This is a genomic window from Mycobacterium triplex (assembly GCF_000689255.1).
GTDB lineage: Bacteria > Actinomycetota > Actinomycetes > Mycobacteriales > Mycobacteriaceae > Mycobacterium > Mycobacterium triplex.
On record NZ_HG964446.1, the window covers coordinates 3,044,740 to 3,070,261 of the forward strand.

General features: G+C 69.0%; 17 protein-coding genes. 11 read left to right on the top strand and 6 right to left on the bottom strand.

Features of this window, described 5'->3' with window-relative positions; all coding sequences use genetic code 11:
* Positions 1–11: 11 nt before the first annotated feature.
* The 3 genes from BN973_RS14130 (at position 12) to BN973_RS14140 (ending at position 10,617) form a co-directional block, all read left to right on the top strand.
* Positions 12–6,359 (top strand): type I polyketide synthase, encoded by a 6,348-nt coding sequence (locus tag BN973_RS14130; protein ID WP_036468893.1) that lies wholly within the window; start codon positions 12–14, stop codon positions 6,357–6,359.
* Complete coding sequence (locus BN973_RS14135) at positions 6,359–9,421, top strand: type I polyketide synthase (protein ID WP_036468894.1); 3,063 nt, start codon at positions 6,359–6,361, stop codon at positions 9,419–9,421. Before BN973_RS14130 ends, BN973_RS14135 begins: the two co-directional genes overlap by 1 nt.
* Positions 9,422–9,555: 134 nt before the next feature.
* On the top strand, positions 9,556–10,617 hold the full coding sequence (locus BN973_RS14140) for a type III polyketide synthase (RefSeq protein ID WP_036468895.1): 1,062 nt from the start codon (positions 9,556–9,558) through the stop codon (positions 10,615–10,617).
* Here the strand turns inward: BN973_RS14140 and BN973_RS14145 are convergent.
* Positions 10,600–11,898 (bottom strand): cytochrome P450, encoded by a 1,299-nt coding sequence (locus tag BN973_RS14145; RefSeq protein WP_036468896.1) that lies wholly within the window; start codon positions 11,896–11,898, stop codon positions 10,600–10,602. The two genes, BN973_RS14140 and BN973_RS14145, sit on opposite strands and share 18 nt — an antisense overlap.
* A gap of 5 nt (positions 11,899–11,903) precedes the next feature.
* Positions 11,904–13,676: an ABC-F family ATP-binding cassette domain-containing protein gene (locus BN973_RS14150; RefSeq protein WP_036468897.1), complete on the bottom strand. Its 1,773-nt coding sequence runs from the start codon at positions 13,674–13,676 to the stop codon at positions 11,904–11,906.
* Between the two features lie 153 nt (positions 13,677–13,829).
* Here BN973_RS14150 and BN973_RS14155 point away from each other — a divergent pair, with 153 nt between their 5' ends.
* Positions 13,830–16,796 (top strand): acyl-CoA synthetase, encoded by a 2,967-nt coding sequence (locus BN973_RS14155; protein ID WP_232232207.1) that lies wholly within the window; start codon positions 13,830–13,832, stop codon positions 16,794–16,796.
* Positions 16,789–17,016, top strand: coding sequence for a Trm112 family protein (locus BN973_RS14160; RefSeq protein ID WP_036468899.1), 228 nt, complete (start codon positions 16,789–16,791; stop codon positions 17,014–17,016). Before BN973_RS14155 ends, BN973_RS14160 begins: the two co-directional genes overlap by 8 nt.
* On the opposite strand, the gene BN973_RS14165 is transcribed toward BN973_RS14160, so the two are convergent.
* The 4 genes from BN973_RS14165 to BN973_RS14180 all read right to left on the bottom strand — a co-directional run bounded on the left by BN973_RS14165 (position 16,982) and on the right by BN973_RS14180 (position 20,521).
* Positions 16,982–17,605: a TetR/AcrR family transcriptional regulator gene (locus tag BN973_RS14165; RefSeq protein WP_036468900.1), complete on the bottom strand. Its 624-nt coding sequence runs from the start codon at positions 17,603–17,605 to the stop codon at positions 16,982–16,984. The genes BN973_RS14160 and BN973_RS14165 overlap by 35 nt on opposite strands.
* Before the next feature lies 1 nt (position 17,606).
* Entirely contained in the window at positions 17,607–18,362 is a 756-nt protein-coding gene (locus BN973_RS14170; RefSeq protein WP_232232078.1) for an ABC transporter permease, read from the bottom strand.
* Complete coding sequence (locus tag BN973_RS14175) at positions 18,359–19,135, bottom strand: ABC transporter ATP-binding protein (RefSeq protein WP_036468901.1); 777 nt, start codon at positions 19,133–19,135, stop codon at positions 18,359–18,361. Before BN973_RS14175 ends, BN973_RS14170 begins: the two co-directional genes overlap by 4 nt.
* Positions 19,136–19,252: 117 nt before the next feature.
* Positions 19,253–20,521 (bottom strand): ammonium transporter, encoded by a 1,269-nt coding sequence (locus BN973_RS14180; protein WP_036468902.1) that lies wholly within the window; start codon positions 20,519–20,521, stop codon positions 19,253–19,255.
* A 67-nt stretch (positions 20,522–20,588) separates the two neighbouring features.
* Between BN973_RS14180 and BN973_RS14185 the strand changes: the two genes are divergently transcribed.
* The 6 genes from BN973_RS14185 (at position 20,589) to BN973_RS14210 (ending at position 25,520) form a co-directional block, all read left to right on the top strand.
* Positions 20,589–21,200, top strand: coding sequence for a DNA-3-methyladenine glycosylase (locus tag BN973_RS14185; protein ID WP_036468903.1), 612 nt, complete (start codon positions 20,589–20,591; stop codon positions 21,198–21,200).
* Between the two features lie 70 nt (positions 21,201–21,270).
* On the top strand, positions 21,271–22,551 hold the full coding sequence (gene tyrS, locus BN973_RS14190; protein ID WP_036468904.1) for a tyrosine--tRNA ligase: 1,281 nt from the start codon (positions 21,271–21,273) through the stop codon (positions 22,549–22,551).
* Between the two features lie 453 nt (positions 22,552–23,004).
* Positions 23,005–23,379, top strand: coding sequence for a DUF732 domain-containing protein (locus BN973_RS14195; protein ID WP_051641588.1), 375 nt, complete (start codon positions 23,005–23,007; stop codon positions 23,377–23,379).
* A 67-nt stretch (positions 23,380–23,446) separates the two neighbouring features.
* On the top strand, positions 23,447–24,289 hold the full coding sequence (locus tag BN973_RS14200; RefSeq protein WP_084163396.1) for a tetratricopeptide repeat protein: 843 nt from the start codon (positions 23,447–23,449) through the stop codon (positions 24,287–24,289).
* The gene (locus BN973_RS14205) at positions 24,286–25,311 is read left to right on the top strand and encodes an HAD-IIA family hydrolase (RefSeq protein ID WP_036468906.1); all 1,026 of its coding nucleotides are present in this window, start codon (positions 24,286–24,288) and stop codon (positions 25,309–25,311) included. The genes BN973_RS14200 and BN973_RS14205 overlap by 4 nt, the downstream gene beginning before the upstream one ends.
* A 23-nt stretch (positions 25,312–25,334) precedes the next feature.
* Complete coding sequence (locus BN973_RS14210) at positions 25,335–25,520, top strand: hypothetical protein (protein ID WP_036468907.1); 186 nt, start codon at positions 25,335–25,337, stop codon at positions 25,518–25,520.
* Positions 25,521–25,522: the final 2 nt, after the last annotated feature.

Here is a 25,522-nt window from a genome sequence, read left to right on the forward strand (position 1 = left end):
AAGGAGCGCCAGTGTCGGACACCGACAAACACCTTGATTATCTGAAGCGGCTCACCGCAGATCTGCGGCGCACGCGGCGGCGGGTGGCCGAGCTGGAGGGCAAGCTGTCCGAGCCGGTGGCAGTGGTCGGGATGGCCTGCCGGTACCCGGGTGGAGTGGATTCGCCAGAGGCGTTGTGGGACATGGTAGTCGAGGGTCGCGACGCCGTGTCGGAGTTTCCTTCGGATCGGGGCTGGGACGTCGCGGGGCTGTTCGATCCGGATCCCGATGTCCCGGGCAAGATGTACGTCCGGCAGGGATCGTTTCTCGCCGACGCCGGCGATTTCGACGCCGGGTTCTTCGGGGTCGGCCCCAGCGAGGCGCTGGCGATGGATCCGCAGCAGCGGCTGATGCTGGAGCTGTCGTGGGAAGCGTTGGAGCGCGCGGGAGTTGACCCGCTGGGATTGCGGGGCTCGGCCACGGGTGTGTTCGCCGGTGTGATCCATGCCGGCTACGGCGGGCAGGTGGAAGGCGAGCTGGAAGGTTATGGCCTCACCGGCTCGACGCTGAGCGTGACCTCGGGGCGGGTCTCGTATGTGCTGGGCCTGGAAGGCCCGGCCGTATCGGTCGATACGGCGTGCTCCTCGTCGCTGGTGGCGTTGCATTTGGCGGCCCAGTCGCTGCGATCCGGCGAATGCGACCTGGCACTGGTCGGTGGCGTCACGGTCATGGCCACGCCCGCCGCTTTCGTCGAATTCAGCCGCCAGCGAGCGCTGGCCCCCGATGGTCGCTGCAAGGTGTACGCCGGGGCCGCCGACGGCACCGCCTGGTCGGAAGGTGCCGGCGTGTTGGTGGTGGAGCGCCTGGCCGACGCGCGCCGAGCCGGGCACCCGGTGCTGGCGATCGTGCGCGGCACCGCGGTCAACCAGGACGGCGCCTCCAACGGGCTGACCGCCCCGAACGGGCCCTCCCAGCAACGTGTCATCCGGGCGGCGCTGGCCAGCGCGGGGCTGACCGCGGCCGACGTCGACGTGGTCGAGGGGCACGGCACGGGCACCGTGCTGGGGGATCCGATCGAGGCGCAAGCGTTGTTGGCGACCTACGGCCAGGATCGGCCGGCGGATCGCCCGCTGTGGTTGGGGTCGATCAAATCGAACATCGGGCACACCTCGGCGGCCGCCGGCGTGGCCGGAGTCATCAAGATGATCGAGGCGATCCAGCACGGCGTGCTGCCCCAGAGCCTGCACGTGGATGTGCCTTCCCCGCATGTGGATTGGTCGTCGGGCGCGGTGTCGTTGTTGACGGAGTCGCGGGCATGGCCGAGCGGGGACGGGCCGCGCCGGGCGGGGGTGTCTTCGTTCGGGATCAGCGGGACCAACGCCCACGTGATCATCGAGCAGCCGCCGGCGCCGGAGGCTGAAGATGTTGTCGCCGAACCGGATTCGATCCAAACGGCGTGGGTGTTGTCGGCCCGCTCCGAGCAGGCGCTGGTTAATCAGGCCAAGCGGCTGCTCGCGCACGTGACCGGCGATGCGAAGCTGAACCCGGTGGACGTGGCGTGGTCGTTGGTGACGACGCGCGCGGTGTTCGACCACCGGGCCGTGGTGGTCGGTGCGGACCGGGACCGCCTGATCACCGGATTGAGCAAGTGGGCCGCCGGTGAGCCGAGCGCGGATGTCACGGCGGGCCGGGTTCGCTCGGCGGGCAAGACCGTGTTCGTGTTTCCCGGCCAAGGGGCGCAATGGCTGGGGATGGGCGAGCAGCTCTATGAGCGCTTCGAAGAATTCGCCCGAGCGTTCGACGAGGCGGTCGCCGCGCTGGACCCGCACCTGCGATTGCCGCTGCGACAAGTGATCTGGGGCGAGGACGCCGAACTGCTGCAGAGCACGGAGTTCGCGCAGTCGGCGCTGTTTGCCGTCGAGGTGGCGGTCGCGGCGCTGCTGCGGCATTGGGGCGTGCTCCCCGACGTGGTGACCGGCCATTCCGTGGGTGAGATCACCGCGGCCTATGTGGCGGGCGTGCTATCGCTGGCGGACGCGGCCAAAGTGGTCGCGGGGCGCGGCCGGTTGATGGCGGCGTTGCCGCCCGGGGGCGCGATGGTGGCGGTGGCCGCCGGCGAGGACGACGTCGCGCCGTTGCTGACCGCGGAAGTGGACCTCGCCGCGGTCAACGGTCCGAACGCCGTGGTGATTTCGGGTCCCGACGCCGCGGTCACCGCGGTCGCCGACGAACTCGCGCGACAGGGCCGGCGGGTGCACCGACTGGCCGTGTCGCACGCGTTCCACTCCGCGCTGATGGAGCCGATGCTCGAAGAGTTCGCCCGGCTGGTGGCCGAAGTGTCGCCCGAACCACCGCGAATAGACCTGGTGTCCAACCTGACTGGGCAACTGGCCGGGCCCGGCTACGGATCGCCGCAATACTGGGTCGAGCACGTGCGCCGGCCGGTACGTTTCGCCGACGGGGTGCGCGCCGCGGAGTTGTTGGGCGCCCGGGTTTTCCTGGAGGTCGGCCCGGGCCGCGGTCTCACCGCTGCCGTGGAGCAGTCGTTGACCACCGAGCAGGCGGCATCGGTGGTCACGCTGGCCAAGGACCGCCCCGAAGCGGAGTCGACGCTCGCCGCGCTCGGGCAGTTGTTCACCACCGGCCTGGCGGTCGATTGGCCCGCGGCGCTGGGAGACGGGCGTCGCGTCGATCTGCCCACGTATGGCTTCGTCCGGCAACGGTTCTGGCTTCCCCTGGGTGCGGTGGGCTCCGGCAATGTGAGCAGTGTGGGCTTGGCCCGGGCCGCGCACCCGTTGCTGGGCGCGGTGGTGGAGCGGCCCGACTCGGGTGGCGTGGTGCTGACGGGCTCGTTGTCGGTGAGCGGATCGCCCTGGCTGGCCGATCATGTCGTCGACGGTGTGGTGTTGTTCCCCGGGGCCGGGTTTGTCGAGCTGGCGTTGCGGGCCGGCGACGAGGTCGGCTGTTCGGTGGTCGACGAGCTGACGCTGTTGGCGCCGTTGGTGTTGCCGCCGGGCGGCGCGGCGCGCGTCCAAGTCGTCGTGGACGCCGCGGGCGAGTCGGGTTCTCGGGCCGTATGGGTGTATTCCCGTGGTGCGGCCTCGGATTCGGTTTGGGTGCTGCACGCGCAGGGCGCACTCAGTGCGGTGGCGGCCGAACCCGTCGCGGACTTGTCGGTGTGGCCGCCGGTCGGGGCTTCCGTGGTCGAGGCGGGCGACGTGTACGAGGTGCTGGCAGCGCGGGGCTACGACTACGGGCCCGCGTTCCGCGGTCTTCGAACGTTGTGGCGGCGCGGCGAAGAGGTCTTTGCCGAAGTGAGCGCCGGCGAGGGCGTGGCGATGGGCGGCTTCGGGATTCACCCCGTCGTACTGGACGCCGCGTTGCACGCCTGGGGGATTGCCGAGGGCGGCGATTCGACGATGCTGCCGTTCTCCTGGCAAGGCGTCTGCCTGCACGCGGCCGGGGCCGCCCGGGTTCGCGTCCGCATCGCACCGGCCGGCGCCGGGGCCGTGTCGGTGGACCTGGCCGACGCGACGGGCCTGCCGGTTTTGTCGGTGCGCGAGTTGGTGGTTCGGCCCATCTCGATCGGCGCGTTGTCGGCCGCATTGGCCGCCGCTGCCGGCGGAGGCGGCGGTCTGTATGAGGTCGCATGGTCGCCGGTTTCCGTGCAGCCCAACGCCATTGGCCACGAGGGTATGACGGTGTGGGAGCCGAGCCGCGGTGACACGGTCGAATCCGTGTACGCGGCGGCTCATGAGGCGCTGGGGGTGTTGCAGTCGTGGCTGGCCGGTAGCGACCCCGGGCCGTGCGTGGTGCTGACGCGTGGCGCGGTGAACGTGGCCGGTGCGGAGGTGACGGATCTGGCGGGCGCGGCGGTGTGGGGGTTGGTGCGTTCGGCGCAGGCCGAGCAGCCGGGCCGGGTGGTGCTGGTCGATTCGGACGGATCATTGGACCTGGGCGAGGTAATCGCCTGCGGTGAGCCGCAATTGGTGGTGCGCGCCGGCGTCGCGCACGCGGCGCGGCTGGGCGCGGTCGGGGCCGGCGCGGTGCTGGAGTTGCCGTCCGGCGGCTGGCGATTGGCCGCAGGCGGTGGCGGCACCCTGGAAGATGTCGTGGTCGCGCCGGCCGGCCCGGTGGAGCTGGCGGCCGGGCAGGTGCGGGTGGCGGTGGCCGCGGTCGGGGTGAACTTCCGGGATGTGTTGGTGGCGTTGGGGATGTATCCCGGCGGCGGCGAACTCGGCGCCGAGGGCGCCGGCGTCGTGCTCGAGGTCGGGCCCGGCGTTCAGGGGCTGGCCGTCGGCGATGCCGTGCTGGGTTTGCTGGGGGTGGTGGGTTCCGAGGCTGTGGTGGACGCGCGGCTGGTGACGACGGTGCCGGTCGGATGGTCGCTGGCGCAGGCCGCCGGCGTGCCGGTGGTGTTTTTGACCGCCCTGTACGGATTGTCCGAGCTGGCGGGGCTCAAGGCCGGGGAGAAGGTGTTGGTGCACGCGGCCACCGGTGGGGTGGGGATGGCGGCGGTGCAGCTGGCCCGGCATTGGGGTGCCGAGGTGTTCGCGACGGCCAGTCGTGGTAAGTGGGATACGTTGCGGGCGATGGGTTTTGACGACGATCACATCGGTGACACCCGGACGGTGGATTTCGAGCAGAAGTTCCTGGCCACCACCGGCGGCGCCGGGGTGGACGTGGTGCTCAACTCGCTGGCCGGAGAGTTCCTCGACGCCTCGCTGCGACTCCTGGTCGGGGGTGGGCGTTTCATCGAGATGGGCAAGACCGATCTGCGCGACCCCGCTTCGATGCCGGCGGGCGTGTACTACCGGGCGTTCGATTTGATGGAGGCGGGCCCGGACCACATCGCATCGATGTTGTCCGATCTGATCGATCTTTTCGACGCCGCAGCGTTGAAGCCGTTGCCGGTCAAGGCGTTTGACGTGCGGTGTGCGTCGGCGGCGTATCGGTTTGTCAGCCAGGCCCGCCACACCGGCAAGGTGGTGCTGACGCTGCCGGACGGACCGGATGATCCGGTACTTGCGGGTTCGGGCTTAGCCGGTGGCAGCGTGCTGATCACCGGGGGTACCGGGATGGCGGGCTCGGCGGTGGCCGCGCATCTGGTGGCGCGCTATGGGGTGGCCCATGTGGTGTTGGTCAGCCGCAGCGGCGCCGGTGGTGCGGGCGTGGCCGAGCTGGTGGAGCGGCTCGAAGATGCCGGGGCCGGGGTGTCGGTGGCGGCCTGCGATGTGGCCGATCGAGAGGCCTTGGCGGCGTTGATCGCCGGATTGCCCACGAAATATCCGCTCAAGGGTGTGTTCCATGCCGCCGGGGTGCTCGACGACGGGCTGATCGCCTCGCTGACGCCGCAACGGATGGACGCGGTGCTGCGCAGCAAGGTCGACGGCGCGTGGCACCTGCACGAGCTCACCCGGGAGATGGATCTGTCGGCGTTCGTGCTGTTCTCCTCGATGGCCGGCATCGTGGGCTCACCGGGACAGGGCAACTACGCGGCGGCCAACAGCTTCCTCGACGGCCTGGCCGCCTACCGCCGCGCCCACGGCCTGGCCGCCTTGTCGGTGGCCTGGGGACTGTGGGAACAGGCCAGCGGCATGACCGGCCACCTCAGCGATCGCGACAAATCCCGGATGACCCGCAGCGGGTTGGCGCCGCTGTCCACCCCGCACGCGCTACAGCTGTTCGACGAGGCCATGCTCGCCGACCGCCCGCTGCTGGTGGCGGCTCGCATCGACTCGGCGGGCCTGGGTGGGGCCGGTGCCGTCCCGCCGGTGCTGCGCGACCTGGTCCGTCGGCCGGGGCGGCGACTGATCAGCGATACCGACGCGGCGGCGTCGACGTCGGGGTTGGCGAGCCGCCTGCAGGGACTCAGCCCCGAGCAGCGTCACCACCAGTTGGTGGAATTGGTCTGCACCAACGCCGCGACCGTTTTGGGCAGGTCCAACGCCGACATCGAAGCCCAGCTGCCGTTCCAGGACCTTGGCTTCGACTCGTTGACCGCGGTGGAACTGCGCAACCGCATCAAAATGGCTACCGGGCTTACCCTTTCACCGAGCCTGATCTTCGACTTCCCGACGCCGGCGGCGCTGGCCGAACACATCGACGAACAGCTCGGCTCGGTGACCACCACCAGTGCGCCCGCGAGCGGGCCGGACCAGTTGGCGCGCTTCAACGACATCGCCCGCGAGCTGCAAACGCTGGTCAACCAACCCCATTGGACGGCTGAGGACAGAACCCGCTTGGCCGCTCGCATCCAGGCCATCGTGAGCGAGCTCGAAACCCCGCTGCCGCAAGAATCGCACGCTGACGCCGACGACATCGCCACCGCCACCGAACGCGAACTCTTCGCGATCCTCGATGACGACCTCGGCCCCTGATGGCACCCACTGACGTCGCAATCATCGGCCTCTCCTGCCGATTTCCCGGCGCTGCCGGCCCGCGCGACTTCTGGCGCGTCGTTCGCGACGGGCTGGAGGAATCCCAGCTCCCCGGCGATGTCGCCGAGTTCGATGCGGACTTCTTCAACCTGTCGCCGCGCGAGGCCAGCGCGATGGACCCGCGGCAACGCGTTGCGCTCGAATTGGCATGGGAACTCTTCGAAGACGCGTTTCTGGTACCCGAAACCCTGCGGGGCGAACAGGTTTCCATCTTCCTGGGAGCGATGACCGACGACTACGCCGTTCTGACCCTGCGCGACGGTGCGGACAACCTGGATCACCACTCGTTCGGCGGGGTCAGCCGGGCCATGATCGCCAACAGAATCTCCTATGCCCTCGGCTTGCAGGGTTCCAGCATGATCGTCGATTCCGGTCAATCGTCCTCTTTGGTCGCGGTGCACCTCGCCTGCGAAAGCCTGCGCGCGGGCGAGGCGCCGCTGGCGATAGCCGGCGGGATTCACCTCAACCTGGCCGACGAGACCGCGATGTTGGAAACGGAATTCGGGGCGATGTCGACGTCGGGTCACACCTACGCGTTCGACGGGCGCGCCGACGGCTACGTGCGGTCCGAGGGCGCCGGCCTGGTCCTGCTGAAGCCGTTGGCCGCCGCACTCAGGGACGGCAACAGAATTCGTGCCGTGATCCGCGGCAGTGCGGTCGGCAATGCCGGACACAGCTCCGCCGGCCAGACCGTGCCCTCCGTCCCCGGCCAAGCCGACGTCATCCGCCGGGCGCTCGCCCGCGCGGCGCTGTCCGCCGACGACATCGACTATGTCGAGGCGCACGGCACCGGAACCGAAGTGGGCGACCCGGTCGAGGCGCGGGCACTCGGCGAAATATTCGCCGGGCGGCGGCAGCGCCCGGTCCTGGTGGGATCGGTCAAAACCAATATCGGCCACACCGGCAGCGCCGCCGGAGTCGCGGGACTACTCAAGGCAGTACTGGCGATCGAAAGCGGCATGCTGCCGCCAAGCCTCAACTACGACAGCACCGCTGGCGGCAATGACCTGAAAAGCTATGGGCTGCAAGTTAACACGGCATTGACAGCCTGGCCGGACCAAGATCGGCCGCGGCGGGCCGGGGTGTCGTCGTTCGGAATGGGTGGAACCAACGCGCACGCGATCGTCGAGCAGGCCCCCACCCAGCCGGAAACCGTTGTGGCCGAACCACAACAGCGCACCCCGCTGCCGTGGGTGCTCACGGCGCGTTCGAAGCAGGCGCTGATCAACCAGGCCACCCGGCTGGCCGCCCACGTCAGCTCCCGCGACGATCTGACCGCGACGGACATGGCCTGGTCGCTGGCCACCACCCGCTCGGCCTTCGAACATCGCGCGGTGCTGCTGGGCAACGATCGTCAAGCTCTCACAGCGGGTTTGACGCGATTGGCCGCCGGAGATCCGGACGTGGTCGCCGGCCAGACGAGAGCAACCGGCAAGACCGTCTTCGTGTTTCCCGGCCAAGGCTCACAATGGCTCGGGATGGGGCGCCAACTCTACGAGCGCTTTCCGGTGTTCGCCGGGGCTTTCGACGAGGCCGTCGGCGCGTTGGATCTCCAGCTGCGTTCGGGTTTGCGCGAGGTGATTTGGGGTCTCGACCCGGAGCTGCTGGAAAATACCGAGTTCGCGCAGCCGGCACTGTTTGCCATCGAGGTGGCATTGGCGGCCCTGCTGCACAGCTGGGGAGCCGAACCCGACTTGGTGATGGGTCATTCGGTGGGGGAGATCACCGCGGCCCACGTCGCGGGCGTGCTCACGCTTGACGACGCCGCGCGGCTGGTGGCGGCGCGGGGCCGCTTGATGGCGAACCTGCCTGCCGGCGGCGTGATGATCGCGGTGGCAGCCGGCGAAGCCGACGTGACGCCGTTGCTCACCGACGGTGTGGCGATCGCGGCGGTCAATGCGCCCACCTCCGTGGTGCTTTCGGGTGCCGAGGCGCCGGTGAGTGCGGTGGCCGATCGGTTGGCGCGGCAGGGGGCTCGGGCGCATCGGCTGGCGGTGTCGCACGCGTTTCATTCGCTGTTGGTAGAGCCCATGATCGACGAGTTCGCGCGCCTGATATCCGACATCAAGCCCGACGCGCCGCGAATTGCCTTGGTGTCCAATGTGACTGGTCAGTTGGCTGGTGCCGACTATGGGTCGGCTCAGTATTGGGTGGACCATGTGCGCCGGCCGGTGCGTTTCCTCGACGGTGTGCAGCTGTCGGAATCGTTGGGGGTCAACGTGTTTGTCGAGTTGGGCCCGGCCGCCGGGCTGAGCGCGGCGGTGGAGCAGTCGCTGAGCACCGAGCACGCCGCCGCGGTGGCAACGTTGGTCAAGGAGCGGCCCGAAAGCGACGCTCTGCTCACCGCGGCCGCGCAACTCTTCGTCAACGGCGTGACGATTGACTGGTCGTCGGTGCTCAACGGCGGCCGTCGTGTCGAGTTGCCGACGTACGGCTTTGCCCGGCAACGGTTTTGGCTGGGCGCGCGCGCGGACGCACCGGTGCCGTTGCGGGACCGGGCCGCGGATCTGGCCGAGCAGCTGCAAGTGCTGGCCCCCGAAGACCAGCACCGGCAACTGCTGGAACTGGTGTGTGCCCACGCGGCAACCGTGTTGGGGCATTCGAGCGGTCGTGACATCGATGTCGAACGCGCCTTTTCCGACATCGGCTTCGAGTCGCTGACCGGCGTCGAACTTCGCAACCGGCTCAAGGCCACCACCGGGTTGGCCTTGTCGCGCACGCTGATCTTCGACTTTCCCACTCCGTCGGCGCTGGCCGAACAACTGCGTCGGCAGCTGCTGCACGGCGATCGCGAAGATTCCGACGACGAGAAGACCTGGACGGCGCTGAGGAAGATTCCGCTGCGCGAACTTCGGCGAACCGGTCTGCTCGACAAGCTCCTGCTGCTGGCCGGCGAGTCCGAACTGCCACTTGCCGATCCGGAGAGCGACATCGATTCGTTGAGCCCCGAAGCGTTGATCGCTATGGCCTTGGAGTCCGACAAGGCCGATGATGGCGAATAACGAAATCCATGCTGGCGGACCTGATTACGCGACTTGTATCCGACGCATGTTGAATAGCCGTCTCTTTGCGGCCCTGAACCAGACCACATAAACTTTCGTGCAATGGGGGGAATCGCTTTCAGTAGAGGTTAGGTATGAGCGTCATCGCAGGCGTGTTCGGTGCATTGCCACCGCACAGCTACACCCAGGGCGAGATTACCGACCAGTTCGTCAACTTCCCGGTCCTCAAGGAACACGAAGAGATCGTCCGGCGTCTGCACGCCGGAGCGAAGGTGAACAGCCGCCACCTGGTGCTGCCCCTGGAGCGATACCTGTCGCTGACCGACTTCACCGAAACGAACGAAATCTTCATCGAAAACGCCGTCGACCTCGGCTGCGAGGCGTTGCTCGGCGCTCTGGACGAGGCGGGGCTGCAGCCGCGAGACGTCGACATGATCGCCACCACGACCGTCACCGGCGTTGCGGTGCCCTCGCTGGATGCCCGCATCGCCGGACGGATCGGTCTGCGCCCGGACGTGCGCCGGCTGCCGCTGTTCGGCCTCGGCTGTGCGGCCGGTGCGGCCGGGGTGGCGTCGCTGCGGAACTACCTGCGGGGCGCGCCCGACGGCGTCGCGGCGCTGGTGTCCGTCGAGCTGTGCTCGCTGACCTTCCCGACGGTCAAGCCGACCGTATCGGGGCTGGTCTCGACCGCGATGTTCGGCGATGGGGCGGCCGCGGTCGTCGCCGTCGGCGATCGTCGGGCCGAACAGGACCGGCCCGGCGGTCCCGACATCGTCGATTCGCGCACCCGGCTCTACCCGGAATCGCTGCACATCATGGCCTGGAATGTCGGCCCCGCCGGGCTGCAGCCGGTGTTCTCCCCGGAGCTGGCCGCGGTCATCGAGCGTCACCTGGCCGGCGACGTCGATCGATTCCTTGGCGGACACGGCTTGACCAGGGCCGACATCGCGGCGTGGGTGGCCCATCCGGGTGGCCCCAAGGTGATCAGCGCGATCGGCAAGAGTCTCGAGCTGCCGCCCGAGGCGCTGGAGCTGACCTGGCGCTCGCTGGGCGAGATCGCCAACCTGTCGTCGGCCTCCGTGCTGCACGTGCTGCGCGACACCATCGCCAAGCCGCCGGCCAGCGGCAGCCCGGGCCTGATCGTCGCGATCGGCCCCGGATTCTCCTCCGAGCTCGTCCTACTGCGCTGGCACTGAGTCGGCGACATCGACGACCAGCCCCGGTATGGGGCGCAGCGCGGCGAGGTGGGCCGCGCGGATTCGCTGAGGAGGCAACCGCAGCGTCGTTCGGGCCACCAGCCGGGCCAGCATGACCGTCATCTCGGTGGTGGCCATCACCGCCCCGATGCAGCGGTGCAGCCCGCCGCTGAACGGAATGAACTCATGTGGTGCGGGCTTGCGGTAATCCGGTGCGTCCGGGTCCCAGCGGCCCGGCCGGAACTCGCGTGGGTCCGGCCACACCTCCGGCAGCCGGTGGGTGACATACGCGCTGAAGATCAGCAGTCGGCCGGCGCGGATGCGGTGCCCGTCGAAGGTGAGGTCGCGCATCACCCGGCGGGCGGAGATCACGCCGGGGGAGTACAGCCGCAGCGTCTCGTGGACGACGCCGTTGAGGTAGGTCAGCGCGTCGAGGTCGGCCGCGCCCGGCGGCGCGTCGCCCAACACCCGGCGAACTTCGTCGGCGGCGTGGTCCCACGCGCCCGGCAGGGTCAGCAGGGTGTAGATCGCCCAGGCCAGCGCACCGCTCGTGGTCTCGTACCCGGCAGTGATCAGCGAGATGATCGAGTCGCGAATCTCATTGTCGCTCAACGCATATCCCTCGTCGCCGCGACCGTCGATCAACATGGTCATCATGTGGTCGTCGGGTCTGGGCGCGGTGCGGGCGTCGGCGACCAGGGCGTCGACGAAGTCGTTGAGACGCTGGCGGGCGGCCATGGCCCGGCGCCATCCGGGGGAGTTGAGGCGCCGCTGCAGCGCCACCACCTGGGGCAGCTGGTGGGTCAGGTCCAGCAAGGGTTGGAGTTGCTCACCGAGAAAGTCGGAGTGCGCCGCCAGCCGCGAGCCGAACAGACTCTCGGCGGTGGCGCGCCGGACCGCCGAGCGGCACTGCCGGTAGATGTCCAACCGTTGCCCGGGCCGCCAGCCGTCGATGACCGCGTCGATGTTCGACACCATGGTCTGCACGTAGTCCTGGATCTGCCGGTGGCGCAGCCCCGGAGCCACGACGCTGCGGCGACGGCGGTGGTCGTCCCCGTCGCTGACGATCAGCGCCGTGGGCCCGTCGACCCAGGCGAGGCTTTCGAACGTCTGCGCCCAGCTGAATGCGTCGGCGTTGGCGAACACGAACCTGTTCGCCTCAGGTCCGAGCAGATAGGTGTAGCCGCGCCGCCCGGCGCCGGAATTGATCACCGGGCCCCGCAGCCGGTACAGGGCGAGCAACCCCTCACCGGGCAGATAGCGAACCGGTTGGTTCCTCATGGCGACTATTCGACCATTTCCGAGAGCTCCAGCCAGCGGCTTTCCAGCGTGCCGACCTCATCTTCGAGGGCTCGTAGCTCGCCGGTCAGCCGGGTGATGCCGACGTGGTCGGACTGGTCGTGGTCGGCGAGCTCGACGTGTTTGGCCTTGATGCGATCGGAGAGCCGGGCCAGCTGGCGGTCGACGGAGGCCAGCTCCTTTTCGGCGGCGCGGCGTTGGGCGCCCGACATCGTCTCCGGCTCGGCGGTAGCGGGTCTCGGCTCCGGGGCGCCCGCCGACCGGGCCGCCAGCCGCAGATACTCGTCGATGCCGCCGGGCAGATGGCGCAGCCGGCCGTCGAGAATCGCGTACTGCTGGTCGGTGACGCGTTCCAGCAGATAGCGGTCGTGCGAGACGACGATCAGGGTGCCCGGCCAGGAGTCGAGCAGATCCTCGGTGGCCGTGAGCATGTCGGTGTCGACGTCGTTGGTGGGCTCGTCGAGCAGCAGCACGTTCGGCTCGGACAGCAGCGTGAGCATCAGTTGCAGCCGCCGCCGCTGCCCGCCGGACAGCTCGCCGACGCGCGCGGAGAGCTGACCGCGCCCGAACCCGAGCCGCTCCAGCAGCTGGGTCGGGGTGACCTCGCGGCCCTCGACCTGGTAGCCGCCGCGCAGCCCGCCCAGCACGTCGGCGATCCGGTCGGCGGCGAACTGGGACAGCAGGTCGCCCTGCTGGTCGAGCACCGCCAGCCGCACCGTCTTGCCGCGCTTGACCCGCCCGCTGTCCGGCGCGACGGTGCCCGCGATCAGCCCCAGCAGCGTCGACTTGCCCGCGCCGTTGGCCCCGACGATGCCGGTCCGTTCACCCGGCCCGATCCGCCATTCGACGTCGCGCAGCACCGGACGCCCGTCAAACGAGACCGACACGTCCAGCAGATCGATCACGTCCTTGCCGAGCCGGGCCGTCGCCAGCTTGGCCAGCTCGACGGTGTTGCGCAGCGGCGGCACATCGGCGATCAGCTGGTTGGCGGCGTCGATGCGGAACTTCGGCTTGGAGGTCCGCGCCGGCGGCCCCCGGCGCAGCCACGCCAGCTCCTTGCGCATCAGGTTCTGCCGCTTGGCCTCCACCGCGGCGGCCTGCCGGTCCCGTTCGACGCGCTGCAGCACATAGGCCGCGTAGCCGCCCTCGAACGGTTCGACGATCCCGTCGTGCACCTCCCACGTCGTGGTGGCGACCTCGTCGAGAAACCAGCGGTCGTGCGTCACCACCAGCAGCCCGCCGGTGTTGCGTGCCCAGCGCTGCTGCAGATGGCCGGCCAGCCAGGTGATGCCCTCGATGTCGAGATGGTTGGTGGGCTCGTCGAGGGCGATGACGTCCCACTCGCCGATCAGCAGTTGGGCCAGCTGCACCCGGCGGCGCTGTCCCCCGCTGAGCGTGGAAACCGTTGCATCCCAATCGATATCGGACACCAGCCCGCCGACCACATCGCGGATGCGCGGGTCGCCGGCCCACTGATGCTCGGGCTGGTCGCCGACCAGGGTCCAGCCGACGGTGTGCGCCGGGTCCAGGATGTCGGCCTGGCTCAGCGCGCTCACCCGCAATCCGCTGCGCCGGGTGACCCGGCCGGAACTGGGCTGCAGCTGACCGCACAGCAGCCGCAGCAGGCTGGACTTGCCGTCGCCGTTGCGCCCGACGATGCCGATGCGCGCGCCGTCGTTGACCCCGAGCGAGATCGACTCGAAAACCACTTGAGTCGGGTATTCCAGGTGAACGGCCTCGGCCCCCAGTAGGTGCGCCACCGGCCCGACGCTAGCAAGGCGCCGGCGGCCCGGCGGGCCGAGGCCTGCACGACGCCGCGAGCAAACGCGCTGACCAGAACCGCTAAGGACGCAGATGTGCCATGATGTCTCAGCTGTCGAGAGTGGGGAGCAGCGGTGGATCTGAATTTGTCGATGATCACGCGACCGGTGGAACGACTGGTCGCGACGGCCCAGAACGGTCTGGAGGTCTTGCGCCTCGGCGGCCTCGAAACCGGCACCGTTCCGTCGCCGTCGCAGATCGTCGAGAGCGTGCCGATGTACAAGCTTCGGCGCTACTTCCCGCCCGACAATCGTCCCGGCCAGCGGCCGGTCGGTCCGCCGGTGCTGATGGTGCACCCGATGATGATGTCGGCCGACATGTGGGACGTGACCCGCGAAGACGGCGCGGTCGGCATCCTGCACGCGCACGGGCTGGATTGCTGGGTGATCGACTTCGGCTCACCCGACAAGGTCGAGGGCGGCATGCGCCGCAACCTGGCCGACCACATCGTCGCGCTCAGCCAGGCCATCGACACGGTCCGGGACGCGACCGGCACTGACGTGCACCTGGTCGGGTATTCGCAGGGCGGGATGTGGTGCTACCAGGTCGCCGCCTACCGGCGTTCGAAAGCGCTGGCCAGCATCGTCACCTTCGGCTCGCCGGTGGACACCCTGGCCGCGTTGCCGATGGGCATTCCGGCAAACTTTGCCCCGCCCGTCGCGAACTTCATGGCCGATCACGTCTTCAGCCGGCTGGCCATCCCCGGCTGGATGGCGCGCGCCGGCTTCCAGATGCTGGATCCGCTCAAGACCGCCAAGGCCCGGGTCGACTTCGTGCGGCAGCTGCACGACCGCGAGGCGTTGCTGCCCCGCGAACAACAGCGCCGATTCCTCGAGCGCGAGGGGTGGATCGCCTGGTCCGGCCCGGCGATCTCGGAGCTGCTCAAGCAGTTCATCGCCCACAACCGGATGATGACCGGCGGTTTCGCGGTCAACGGGCAGATGGTAACGCTCACCGACATCACCTGCCCGGTGCTGGCCTTCGTCGGCGAGGTCGACGACATCGGCCAGCCGGCGTCGGTGCGCGGCATCCGGCGGGCGGCGCCCGACGCCGAGGTCTACGAGGCCCGCATCCGCACCGGGCATTTCGGCCTGGTCGTCGGATCCAAAGCGGCAGAGCAGGGTTGGCCGACCGTCGCCGCGTGGATCGAGTGGCTTTCCTCCGGCGGCGACAAGCCGGCCGGCATCGACCTGATGGCCGATCAGCCCGAAGAGCACACCGACAGCGGCGTCGCGCTGAGCTCGCGGATCACGCACGGCATCGGCGAGGCGTCGGAGGCGGCGCTGGAGTTGGTCCGCGGCGCCACCGGGGCGGCGGTCGCGGCCAACAAGTCCATCCGGACCCTGGCCGTGGAGACCGCACGCACGCTGCCCCGGCTGGCCCGGCTCGGACAGATCAACGACCACACGCGAATCTCGTTGGGCCGCATCATCAGCGAGCAGGCCGGCAGCGCACCCCGCGGTGAGTTCCTGCTGTTCGACGGGCGGGTCCACACCTATGAAGCGGTCGACCGGCGCATCAACAACGTGGTCCGCGGCCTGATCCAGGTCGGCGTCCGGCAGGGCGACCGGGTGGGCGTGCTGATGGAAACCCGGCCCAGCGCCCTGGTCGCGATCGCCGCGCTGTCCCGGTTGGGTGCGGTCGCGGTGGTGATGCACCCGGAGGCGGACCTGGCCGCGTCGGTCCGGCTCGGGCGCGTCACCGAGATTCTGACCGACCCCACCAACCTGGACGCCGCGCGGCAATGGCCGGGACAGGTGCTGGTGCTCGGCGGCGGTGAGACGCGGGATCTGCACCTGCCCGACGACGGCAGCATCATCGACATGGAGCAGATCGACCCGGACGCGGTCGAGCTGCCCGCCTGGTACCGGCCCAACCCGGGGCTGGCCCGCGACCTGGCGTTCATCGCGCTCAGCGCGGCCGGCGGCGAACTGGTCGCCAAGCAGATCACCAACTACCGGTGGGCGGTGTCGGCGTTCGGAACCGCCTCGGCGGCCGGCCTGGGAGGCCGCGACACCGTGTACTGCCTGACGCCGCTGCATCACGAGTCCGCGCTGCTGGTTGCCCTCGGCGGCGCGGTCGTCGGCGGAACCCGCATCGCGTTGTCGCGCGGCCTGCACGCCGACCGTTTCGTCCACGAGATACGGCAGTACGGGGTCACCGTGGTGTCCTACACCTGGGCGATGCTGCGCGACGTCGTCGACGATCCCGCCTTCGTGCTGCACGGCAATCACCCGGTTCGGCTGTTCATCGGCTCGGGTATGCCGACCGGATTGTGGCAGCGGGTGGTCGACGCGTTCGCGCCGGCCAACGTCGTCGAGTTCTTCGCGACCACCGACGGGCAGGCGGTGCTGGCCAACGTGTCGGGAGCCAAGATCGGCAGCAAGGGCCGCCCGCTGCCCGGGGTCGGGCGTATCGAGCTCGGGGCCTACGACACCGAACACGACCTGATCCTGGAAGACGAGCGGGGCTTCGTGCAGGTTGCCGACACGAACCAGGTCGGTGTCCTGCTCGCCGCATCCAGAGGACCGATCGATCCCACGGCCTCGGTCAAGCGCGGGGTCTTCGCGCCCGCCGACACCTGGATCTCCACCGAGCACCTGTTCCGCCGCGACGAAGACGGCGACTACTGGTTGCTGGGCAGGCGCGGCTCGGTGGTGCACACCGCGCGCGGGTTGGTCTATTCCGACGCCGTCACCGACGCGCTCGGCCTGATCAACGGCGTGGACCTCGCGGTGACCTACAACGTGCCGTTCGGTAACCAGGAGGTGGCACTGTCCGCGGTGACGCTGTTGCCGGGAGCGAGCATCACCGCGGCCGATTTGACCGAAGCGTTCGCCGAGCTGCCCGTCGGGCTCGGACCCGACATCGTGCACGTCGTGCCCGAGATGACGTTGAGCGCCACCTACCGCCCGACGGTCAGCGCGCTGCGGGCCGCCGGGATTCCCAAATCCGGGCGCCACGCCTGGTACTTCGACACCGCCGGCCAGCAATACCGCAAGCTGACACCGGCGGTGCGGGCCGAGCTGAGCGCAACCTACAAGGGCAGCGATGCTTGACGACACGCTGCTGAGCATTCTCGTCTGCCCGCAGGACCGGGGTCCGTTGCTGCTCGTGTCCCTGGACGGGGGATCCGAGCTGCTCTACAACCCGCGACTGCGTCGCGCCTACCGCATCGAGGACGGCATCCCGGTGCTGCTGATCGACGAGGCGCGCGACGTCGACGACGACGAGCACGGCCGCCTCACGGCGCGAGGCCGTCCGGCAACTCCCCGGTGAGATAGCGCTGCAGATTCGGCGCGATCGTCGCCGCGATCTGTTCGGCCGGCAGCGACGCGAACGGCTCGAGCTTGACGATGTAGCGCGCCATCACCACGCCCATCAACTGCGACGCGACGAACTGGACGCGGATCGCGCCCGTTCCCGGGGGATTGTCGATGCGCGGACCGACTTCCGCGACGATGACCTCCTGCAGGAAGGAGCGCGCCAAACTCACCTCGGCGCCCGAAATCAGTGAGCGCAATGTCGCGATCAGTCCGGCGCCCAGCTCGGAATCCCAGATCGGCAGCAGCAGCGACGGCAGCCGCAACCCGAGCTCTTCCACCGGGGTCTCGCGGATCGGTTTCAGCACCGTCGTCGGATCGATCGGCAGGTGGATCGCGGCGGCGAACAGCTGCTGTTTGGTGCCGAAGTAGTGGTGTACCAGCGCGGCATCCACACCGGCCGCCGCGGCCACAGCACGTACCGAAGTGCGATCAATGCCGTTGCGCGCGAACAACTCTCGCGCGCTGGCCAGGATGCGCTCCCGGGTGTCGGAATTCCCGGGCGGCCGCCCGGGTCGGCGCCGCCCGGTCTTGGCGGCCGTCACGTTACGGCGTCCGGCGCCGCAACGTCGCCGCGGCGAGGCACAGCGCTGCGAACGCAGAACCCGCCACCACGGCGATGTCGCGCACCGCGGTACCGGTCAGTTCGGGATGCGAATTGACCTGTTGCAGAGCTTCCAGCGCGTAGCTGGCCGGCAAGACATTGCTGATCCATTGCAGCCAGTCTGGCATCAGCGCGCGCGGGACGATGATGCCGGCCAGCAACAGCTGCGGCACCATGACCAGCGGGATGAACTGCACGGCCTGAAACTCGGTGCGGGCGAACGCGCTACACAGCAGGCCCAGGCCGACACCGAGCACCGCGTTGACGATCGCGATCACGAACACCCAATACCAGGCGCCCGCGGTGTCGAAGCCCAGGAACCAGAACGACACGGTGCAGGCCACCGACGCCTGCGCGGCCGCGGCGATCGAGAAGGCGGTGCCGTAGGCGATCAGCAGATCGAGCCGGCGTAGCGGGGTGGTCAGGATCCGCTCCAGCGTTCCCGAAGCCCGTTCGCGCTGCATGGTGATCGCGGTGATGATGAACATCACGAACAGCGGGAAAAGGCCCAGCAGGATCAGGCAGGCGTTGTTGAACGGCGACGGCGTGCCGGGTAAGTGCCGGGCATTGTGAAACATGAAGTACATCAACGTGATAACCACAACCGGCACCACGAGGATCATCGCGACACTGCGGTGATCGGAGGCCAGCTGGCGCAGAATCCGCGTCGTGGTGGCGGCGTACCCCGTGAGGCTCATCCTGCTTTGGGACCGGCGGACTGCATGATGGTGCGCTTGATGATGGACAGAAACGCGTCCTCCAGTGACGTGCATCCGGTGTCCTCTCGTAGTTGGGTCGGCGTGGTGTGGGCGACCAGGTTCCCGTCGCGCATCAGCAACAGGTCCCCGCAGTGGTCGGCCTCGTCCATCACGTGGCTCGAGACCAGCAGGGTGGTTCCGGCGCGGGCGAGGTCGTTGAACTGCTCCCAGAGGTCGGCGCGCAGCACCGGGTCCAGCCCGACGGTGGGCTCGTCGAGCACCAGCAGCTCGGGCTGGCAGACCAGTGCGCACGCCAGTGACACCCTGGTGCGCTGGCCTCCGGAGAGGTTCGCGCTGAACGCGGTCCGGTGATCGGTCAGCCCGACCCGCTCGATCGCGTCGTCGGCGGCCCGGCCGTCGAAGCCGTACAGCGCCGCGAAGTAGCGAACGTTGTCGACGACCCGCAGGTCGTTGTAAATGGTCGGGTCTTGCGGCAGGTAGCCGACGCGGCGACGCAGCTCCGGGGAGCCGGCGGGTCTGCCGAGCACGGTCACGGTTCCCGACGTCACGATCTGCGTGCCGACGATGCAGCGGATCAGCGTGGTCTTGCCGCAGCCGGACGGGCCGAGCAGGCCGGTGATGCTGCCCCTCCCGATCTGCACCGAAAAATCGTGCAGAGCTGGGCGTTTGCCACGGATGACGCGCAGCTGGTCGATCTCGACGGCAGGTTCGTTGCCGTTCGAGACTAATTCATCATGAGATGAAATCATCATCTGATGAATATCCGCCTTCGGCGCGGACGTGTCAAGGGGTGGGTCTACCTACCGCGAGACTGCAACTACGGACGGGTGCAGTCGCGAAATGCGTCGGTAGTTGCAGTCTGGCGGGGATCAGCCGGGGGAGCCGGGGCGGCGCAACGGCAGATGGCCGTGCACGCCTTCGGCGTAGGCGGTCTCGGCGTGCTGCGTGAAGTCGACGCCGGTGGTTTCGTCTTCGGGGCTGAGCCGAAAACCCATCACCCGTTCGATCACCTTCGCCAGGACGAACGTCACCACGAATGCGTAGATCGCGACGACGACGATCGCCAGCGTCTGCTTGCCGAGCTGCCCGAAGCCGCCCCCGTAGAACAGTCCTTGCGGACCCGACGTCATGACGGCCGTGGCCAGCAGCCCGATCAAAAAGACCCCGACCACCCCGCCGACGAAGTGCACACCGACGACGTCGAGCGAATCGTCATAGTTGAAGCGCAATTTCGCGGTCACCGCGAACGCGCAGACGACGCCCGCGGCCAGGCCGACGGCCGCGGCGCCGAGGGTGTTGACGGTGCCACAGGACGGGGTGATCGCCACCAGGCCGGCGACCACCCCGGATGCCGCGCCGAACGTCGTGGGTCTGCCGTCGCGGATCTGCTCGACCGTGAGCCAGCCCAGCATGCCCAGACAGCCGGCGACGAGTGTGTTGAGGAAGATGGCCGCGGCAGTTCCGTTGGCGGCCAAGGCGGATCCGGCGTTGAAGCCGAACCAGCCGAACCACAGCAGCCCGACCCCGACAAACAGCAGCGGCAGATTGTGCGGGCGCATCGCGTCCTTCTTGAAGCCGATCCGCGGCCCGAGCACCAGCGCCAGCGCCAGCGCCGAGGAACCGGAGACGATCTCGACGACCAGACCGCCGGCATAGTCGAGCACGCCGAGCTTGGCCAGCCAGCCGCCGGGGCCCCACACCCAGTGCGCGACAACCGAATACACCACGATCGCCCAGACCGGGACGAAGACCATCCAGGCGGCGAAGCGGGCGCGGTCGGCGATCGCGCCACTGACCAGCGCCGCGGTGATGATCGCAAACGTCAATTGGAAGGTGGCATAGAGCAGTTCGGGAACCGTGCCGTGCGCGGTGTCGGGCGTGATGCCGAGCATGCCGAGATGGCTGAGGTTGCCGATGAACCCGCCGGCCCCGTCCTCGGAGAACGCCAGCGTGTAGCCGATCAGCAGCCACGCCACCGTGACCAGCGGGATCGAGACGAAGCTCATCATGATCATGTTGAGCACCCCGGTGGTGCGGACCATGCCGCCGTAGAAGATCGCCAGGCCGGGGGTCATCAGTAGGACCAGGGCGGTACTGGCCAGCAGCCACGCGGTCGCGGCGGGGTCGATTGCATGCATTCTTTGGCTCCTTCGCCTCGCGGCATCCGGGAGTTTGCCATGTTTGGGCTCTCGATAGGTTCGGTGGGTGGGTGCTGGCGAGCTGGTGGTCGACCCGGTCGCGGCCGCGCACCGGTTACTCGGCGCCACCCTCACCGGGCGCGGCGTGCGCGCGCTCGTCGTCGAGGTCGAGGCCTACGGCGGGGTTCCGGACGGTCCCTGGCCGGACGCGGCGGCGCACTCCTACCGGGGGCGCAGCGGCCGCAACGGCGTGATGTTCGGACCGCCGGGACGCCTGTATACCTATCTCAGCCACGGCATTCACACCTGCGCCAACGTCTCGTGCGGACCCGACGGCACGGCCGCCGCGGTGCTGCTGCGCGCCGCCGTGATCGAGGACGGCATCGAGATCGCCCGGGGCCGCCGCGGTGAGGGCGTCCGCACCGCCGCACTGGCGCGTGGTCCGGGTAACCTGTGCGCGGCGCTGGGAATTTCGATGTCCGACAACGGGATTGACCTGTTCGACCCGGACAGCCCGGTGACGCTGACGTTGAATGCGGTCGACGGCGCGGTGGCCGGCCCACGCGTCGGCGTCAGCCAGGCCGCCGACCGGCCGTGGCGGCTGTGGCTTGCCGGTCGACCCGAGGTCTCGGCGTACCGGCGAAGTCCGCGGGCGCCTGCCCCCGGCGCCAGCGACTAATCGAATACGCGCCCAACGTCGACGCTCGCCGGGCATCCGTGCCCGGTGCCAGCGACTAGAGTCTTGCGGGATGTGTGCTGAGATCCTCGACGAGCTGGGCTGGCGTGGGCTGATCGCGCAGTCCACCGACCTCGATGCCCTGGCCGCCGAAGCGCGGCGCGGACCGCTGACGGTGTACGCCGGCTTCGACCCCACCGCGCCCAGCCTGCACGCGGGCCACCTGGTGCCGCTGCTGGCACTGCGGCGCTTTCAGCGCGCCGGGCACCGTCCGATCGTGCTCGCGGGCGGGGCCACCGGCATGATCGGGGACCCGCGCGAGGTCGGCGAGCGTAGTCTGCACGAGGCCGGCACCGTCGCCGACTGGACCGAACGTATTCGCGGACAGCTGGAACGCTTCGTCGACTTCTCGGATTCCGGGGCCTCGCCCACCGGCGCGATCGTGGCCAACAACCTCGAGTGGACGGGCCGGCTGTCGGCGATCGAGTTCCTGCGGGATCTCGGCAAGCACTTCTCGGTCAACGTGATGCTGGACCGCGACACCATCCGGCGGCGGCTGGAGGGCGACGGCATCTCCTACACCGAGTTCAGCTACATGCTGCTGCAGGCCAACGACTACGTCGAATTGCACCAGCGCCACGGCTGTTCGCTGCAGATCGGCGGCTCGGATCAATGGGGCAACATCATCGCCGGGGTCCGGCTGGTGCGCCAGAAGCTCGGCGCGACGGTGCATGCCCTCACCGTCCCGCTGGTCACGGCGGCCGACGGCACCAAGTTCGGCAAATCCACCGGCGGCGGCAACCTGTGGCTGGACCCGCAGCTGACCAGTCCGTACGCCTGGTACCAGTACTTCGTCAACACCGCCGACGCCGACGTGATCCGGTACCTGCGGTGGTTCACCTTCCTGTCCGCCGAGGAGCTGGCCGAGCTGGAACAGGCCACCGCCGAGCGTCCGCAACAACGCGCCGCCCAACGTCGGCTCGCCACCGAACTCACCGTCTTGGTGCACGGTGAGGCGGCCACCGCGGCCGTCGAGCACGCCAGCAAGGCGCTGTTCGGCCAGGGCGAGCTGGACCGGCTCGACGAGGCGACGCTGGCCGCCGCGCTGCGCGAAACATCGGTCGCCGAGCTCAAACCCGGTGGTCCCGACGGGATTGTCGACCTGTTGGTGGCCAGCGGCCTGTCGGCCAGCAAGGGCGCCGCGCGACGCACGATCGGCGAGGGCGGCGTGTCGGTCAACAACATTCGGGTCGACAGCGACGAATGGTCGCCGCAGGACTCGGATTTCCTTCACGGCCGGTGGCTGGTGCTACGTCGCGGCAAGCGCAACATCGCCGGCATCGAGAGGGTCTAGAGAAGTTATTCAGCGGGGACCTCGCCATCGGAGGGGAAGCCGATACGAGAGGAGGGGAGGCCTCGTTTGGAAGGAGCGACGAGATCCCCGCTGCGAGAACCAGTTTTCCCAACTCCGTGCTGCGCGGGTATCCCACAACCGGCTGAAATACCGGTGGATATCGCCTGTCCCCCATTCGGGGGACAGGCCCGCTCGAAGCTGCGCCGCAGCTTCCATCAAAATGGTTGTGCTGCAAAGCATTATGCGAATCCACCGCGACCGACGGCCAGGGTGGGCGACCGGCGGCGGAACATATTGCACCCGAACTTGTCAAGACGTTCGGAGCAAAACGCGGTGGTGTGCAAACCTTTACCTTGCCGTGCCCTGAACGTGACCCGCGTTGGCCACTGTAGTCACAGTGTTTTGCGCAGCCACCGGACAATCGACGAGAAGCGAGAGATGACGGCGCAATCAATGACGTACCAGTGGACCTTAGGGGTCGGGGCACAGGCGAAGGCCTTCGGGTTCATGGCGTTGACCGCGGCCTTGATCGCCGCCGCCGCGACGATGGCGGCGCCCATCCGCGCCGACATCGCAGGCAATGCCTTCCTGTCCAGGCTGACCAATGCCGGCATTGCCGTCACCCAGCCGGCCACCACTTTGGCGCAGGGGCAATCGGTCTGCCCGATGTTGATCCAGCCGGGCGGGTCGTTCGATTCGGTCGTGTCGGAAGTGGCCACCGGCAACGGGATGACCGAGAAGAATGCGGGCATTTTCACGATCATCGCGATCGGCACGTTCTGTCCTGCGATGATCGCGCCGTTGATTCCGGACCGGTTCAAGGCGTAGCGAGTCCCTCACCCGGCTGCCCGTATCCTTTCGGGGAGACCGGGAGCAATCGAGGTGAACGACACCAGTGGGCGACGACAGGCAGCGTCACAACGGCGAACGACGTCCGCGCTCGGGGTCCGGGGGCGCGCCGAGGCGCGGGCCGCGCACCGAGCGCGGCGACCGGTGGTCGGGACCGGGCCGGGCGCGCGCGGCCCAGCCGCAGAACACCGCCGACCGTGACCGCCCGGGCGACGACGGGCCCGCGATACCGCCCGACATCGACGCCAAACAGCTCGCGCCCGAGATCCGCGGTGAGCTGAGCACCTTGGACCGCGCCAGCGCCGATGCGGTGGCGCGGCATTTGGTTGCGGCGGGTGAGTTGATGGACGAAGACCCCGAAGCCGCGCTGAATCACGCCCGTGCCGCGCGGGCCAGGTCCAGCAGGATCGCCGCGATTCGCGAAGCCGTCGGGATCGCCGCCTACCGCTGCGGTGATTGGGCCCAGGCACTGTCCGAATTGCGTGCGGCCCGCCGGATGGGCAGCAAGTCCTCGTTGCTGGCGTTGATCGCGGATTGCGAACGCGGCCTTGGCCGTCCGGAACGGGCGATCGAACTGGCGCGCGGCGAGGAGGCGGCTCAGCTCAGCGGCGACGACGCCGACGAGCTGCGCATCGTGGTCGCCGGCGCCCGCTCCGATCTCGGGCAGCGCGAGGCGGCGCTGACCGTGTTGTCCACGCCGCAACTGGACCCGACCCGCTCCGGCACGACGCCCGCCCGGTTGTTCTACGCCTACGCCGACACGTTGCTGGCGCTCGGCCGCAACGACGAAGCGCTGCAATGGTTTCTGCACTCCGCGGCCGCCGATGTCGACGGTGTCACCGATGCCGAAGACCGGGTCAGCGAGCTGGGCTCGAGATACGAAAAATGAAAAGCATTGCGCAGGAATACGATTGCCTGCTCATCGATCTGGACGGCACCGTGTTTCGTGGCCACAGTGCCACCGACGGGGCGGTGCAGACGCTCGACGAGGTAACTAGCCGCAAGCTGTTCGTCACCAACAACGCCTCCCGCAGCGCCGACGAAGTGGCCACGCATCTGCGCGACCTCGGCTTCACCGCCACCGGCGGCGACGTGGTCACCAGCGCCCAAAGTGCCGCGCATCTGCTTTCGGTTGAGCTGCCGCCGGATTCGCCCGTGCTGATCGTCGGAACCGACTCGCTGGCCAACGAGATCGCCGCGGTCGGACTTCGTCCGGTGCGCCGCTTCGCCGACAACCCGGTCGCCGTCGTCCAAGGCCTGTCGATGACGATCGGCTGGCCCGATCTCGCCGAGGCCGCACTGGCCATCCGGGCCGGCGCGTTGTGGGTGGCGGCCAACGTCGACCCCACGCTGCCGACCGAGCGGGGTCTGCTGCCCGGCAACGGTTCCCTGGTGGCCGCGCTGCGAGCGGCCACCGGTGCCGAACCCAAGGTGGCCGGAAAGCCCGCTCCGACACTGCTCAACGATGCGGTCGCGCGCGGGGACTTTTCCGCGCCACTGGTGATCGGCGACCGGCTGGACACCGACATCGAGGGCGCCAACGCCGCCCAGTTACCCAGCCTGATGGTGCTGACCGGGGTGAACAGCGCGCGCGATGCGGTGTACGCCGTGCCCGCGCAGCGGCCCACCTACATCGGCCACGACCTGCGCGCGCTGCACCGGGACGGCAACCTGCTCGCGGTCGCACCGCAGCCCGGCTGGGCGATCGACGTCGGCGATGGCGTGGTGACGGTCAGCGGCAACGGCGCCGACGACGAGGACGGTGACGGGCTGTCGATCGTGCGCGCGGTCGCCAGCGCGGTGTGGGGCGCCGGGTACTCCGATTCCCAGGCCCGGCCGGCGCGCATCCGGGCCGGCGACGACCGGGCCCGCGACGCGCTCGAACGCTGGTCTCTCGTGCACGGGGACTAGCGGATGACTACCGTAGAACCGCAATGAATATCGATCCTGAACAGATTCGCGCCGACATCGACGAGTTGTTGGCGCAGCTGCCCGACCTGGCCGACCCGGAGAACCGGGAAAACGGCCCGTCGCTGGCCGAGCTCGAAGACATCGCACGCCGGCTTTCCGAGGCGCATGACGTGCTGCTGGCCGCGCTGGAGTCGGCGGAGAAGGGCTGAGG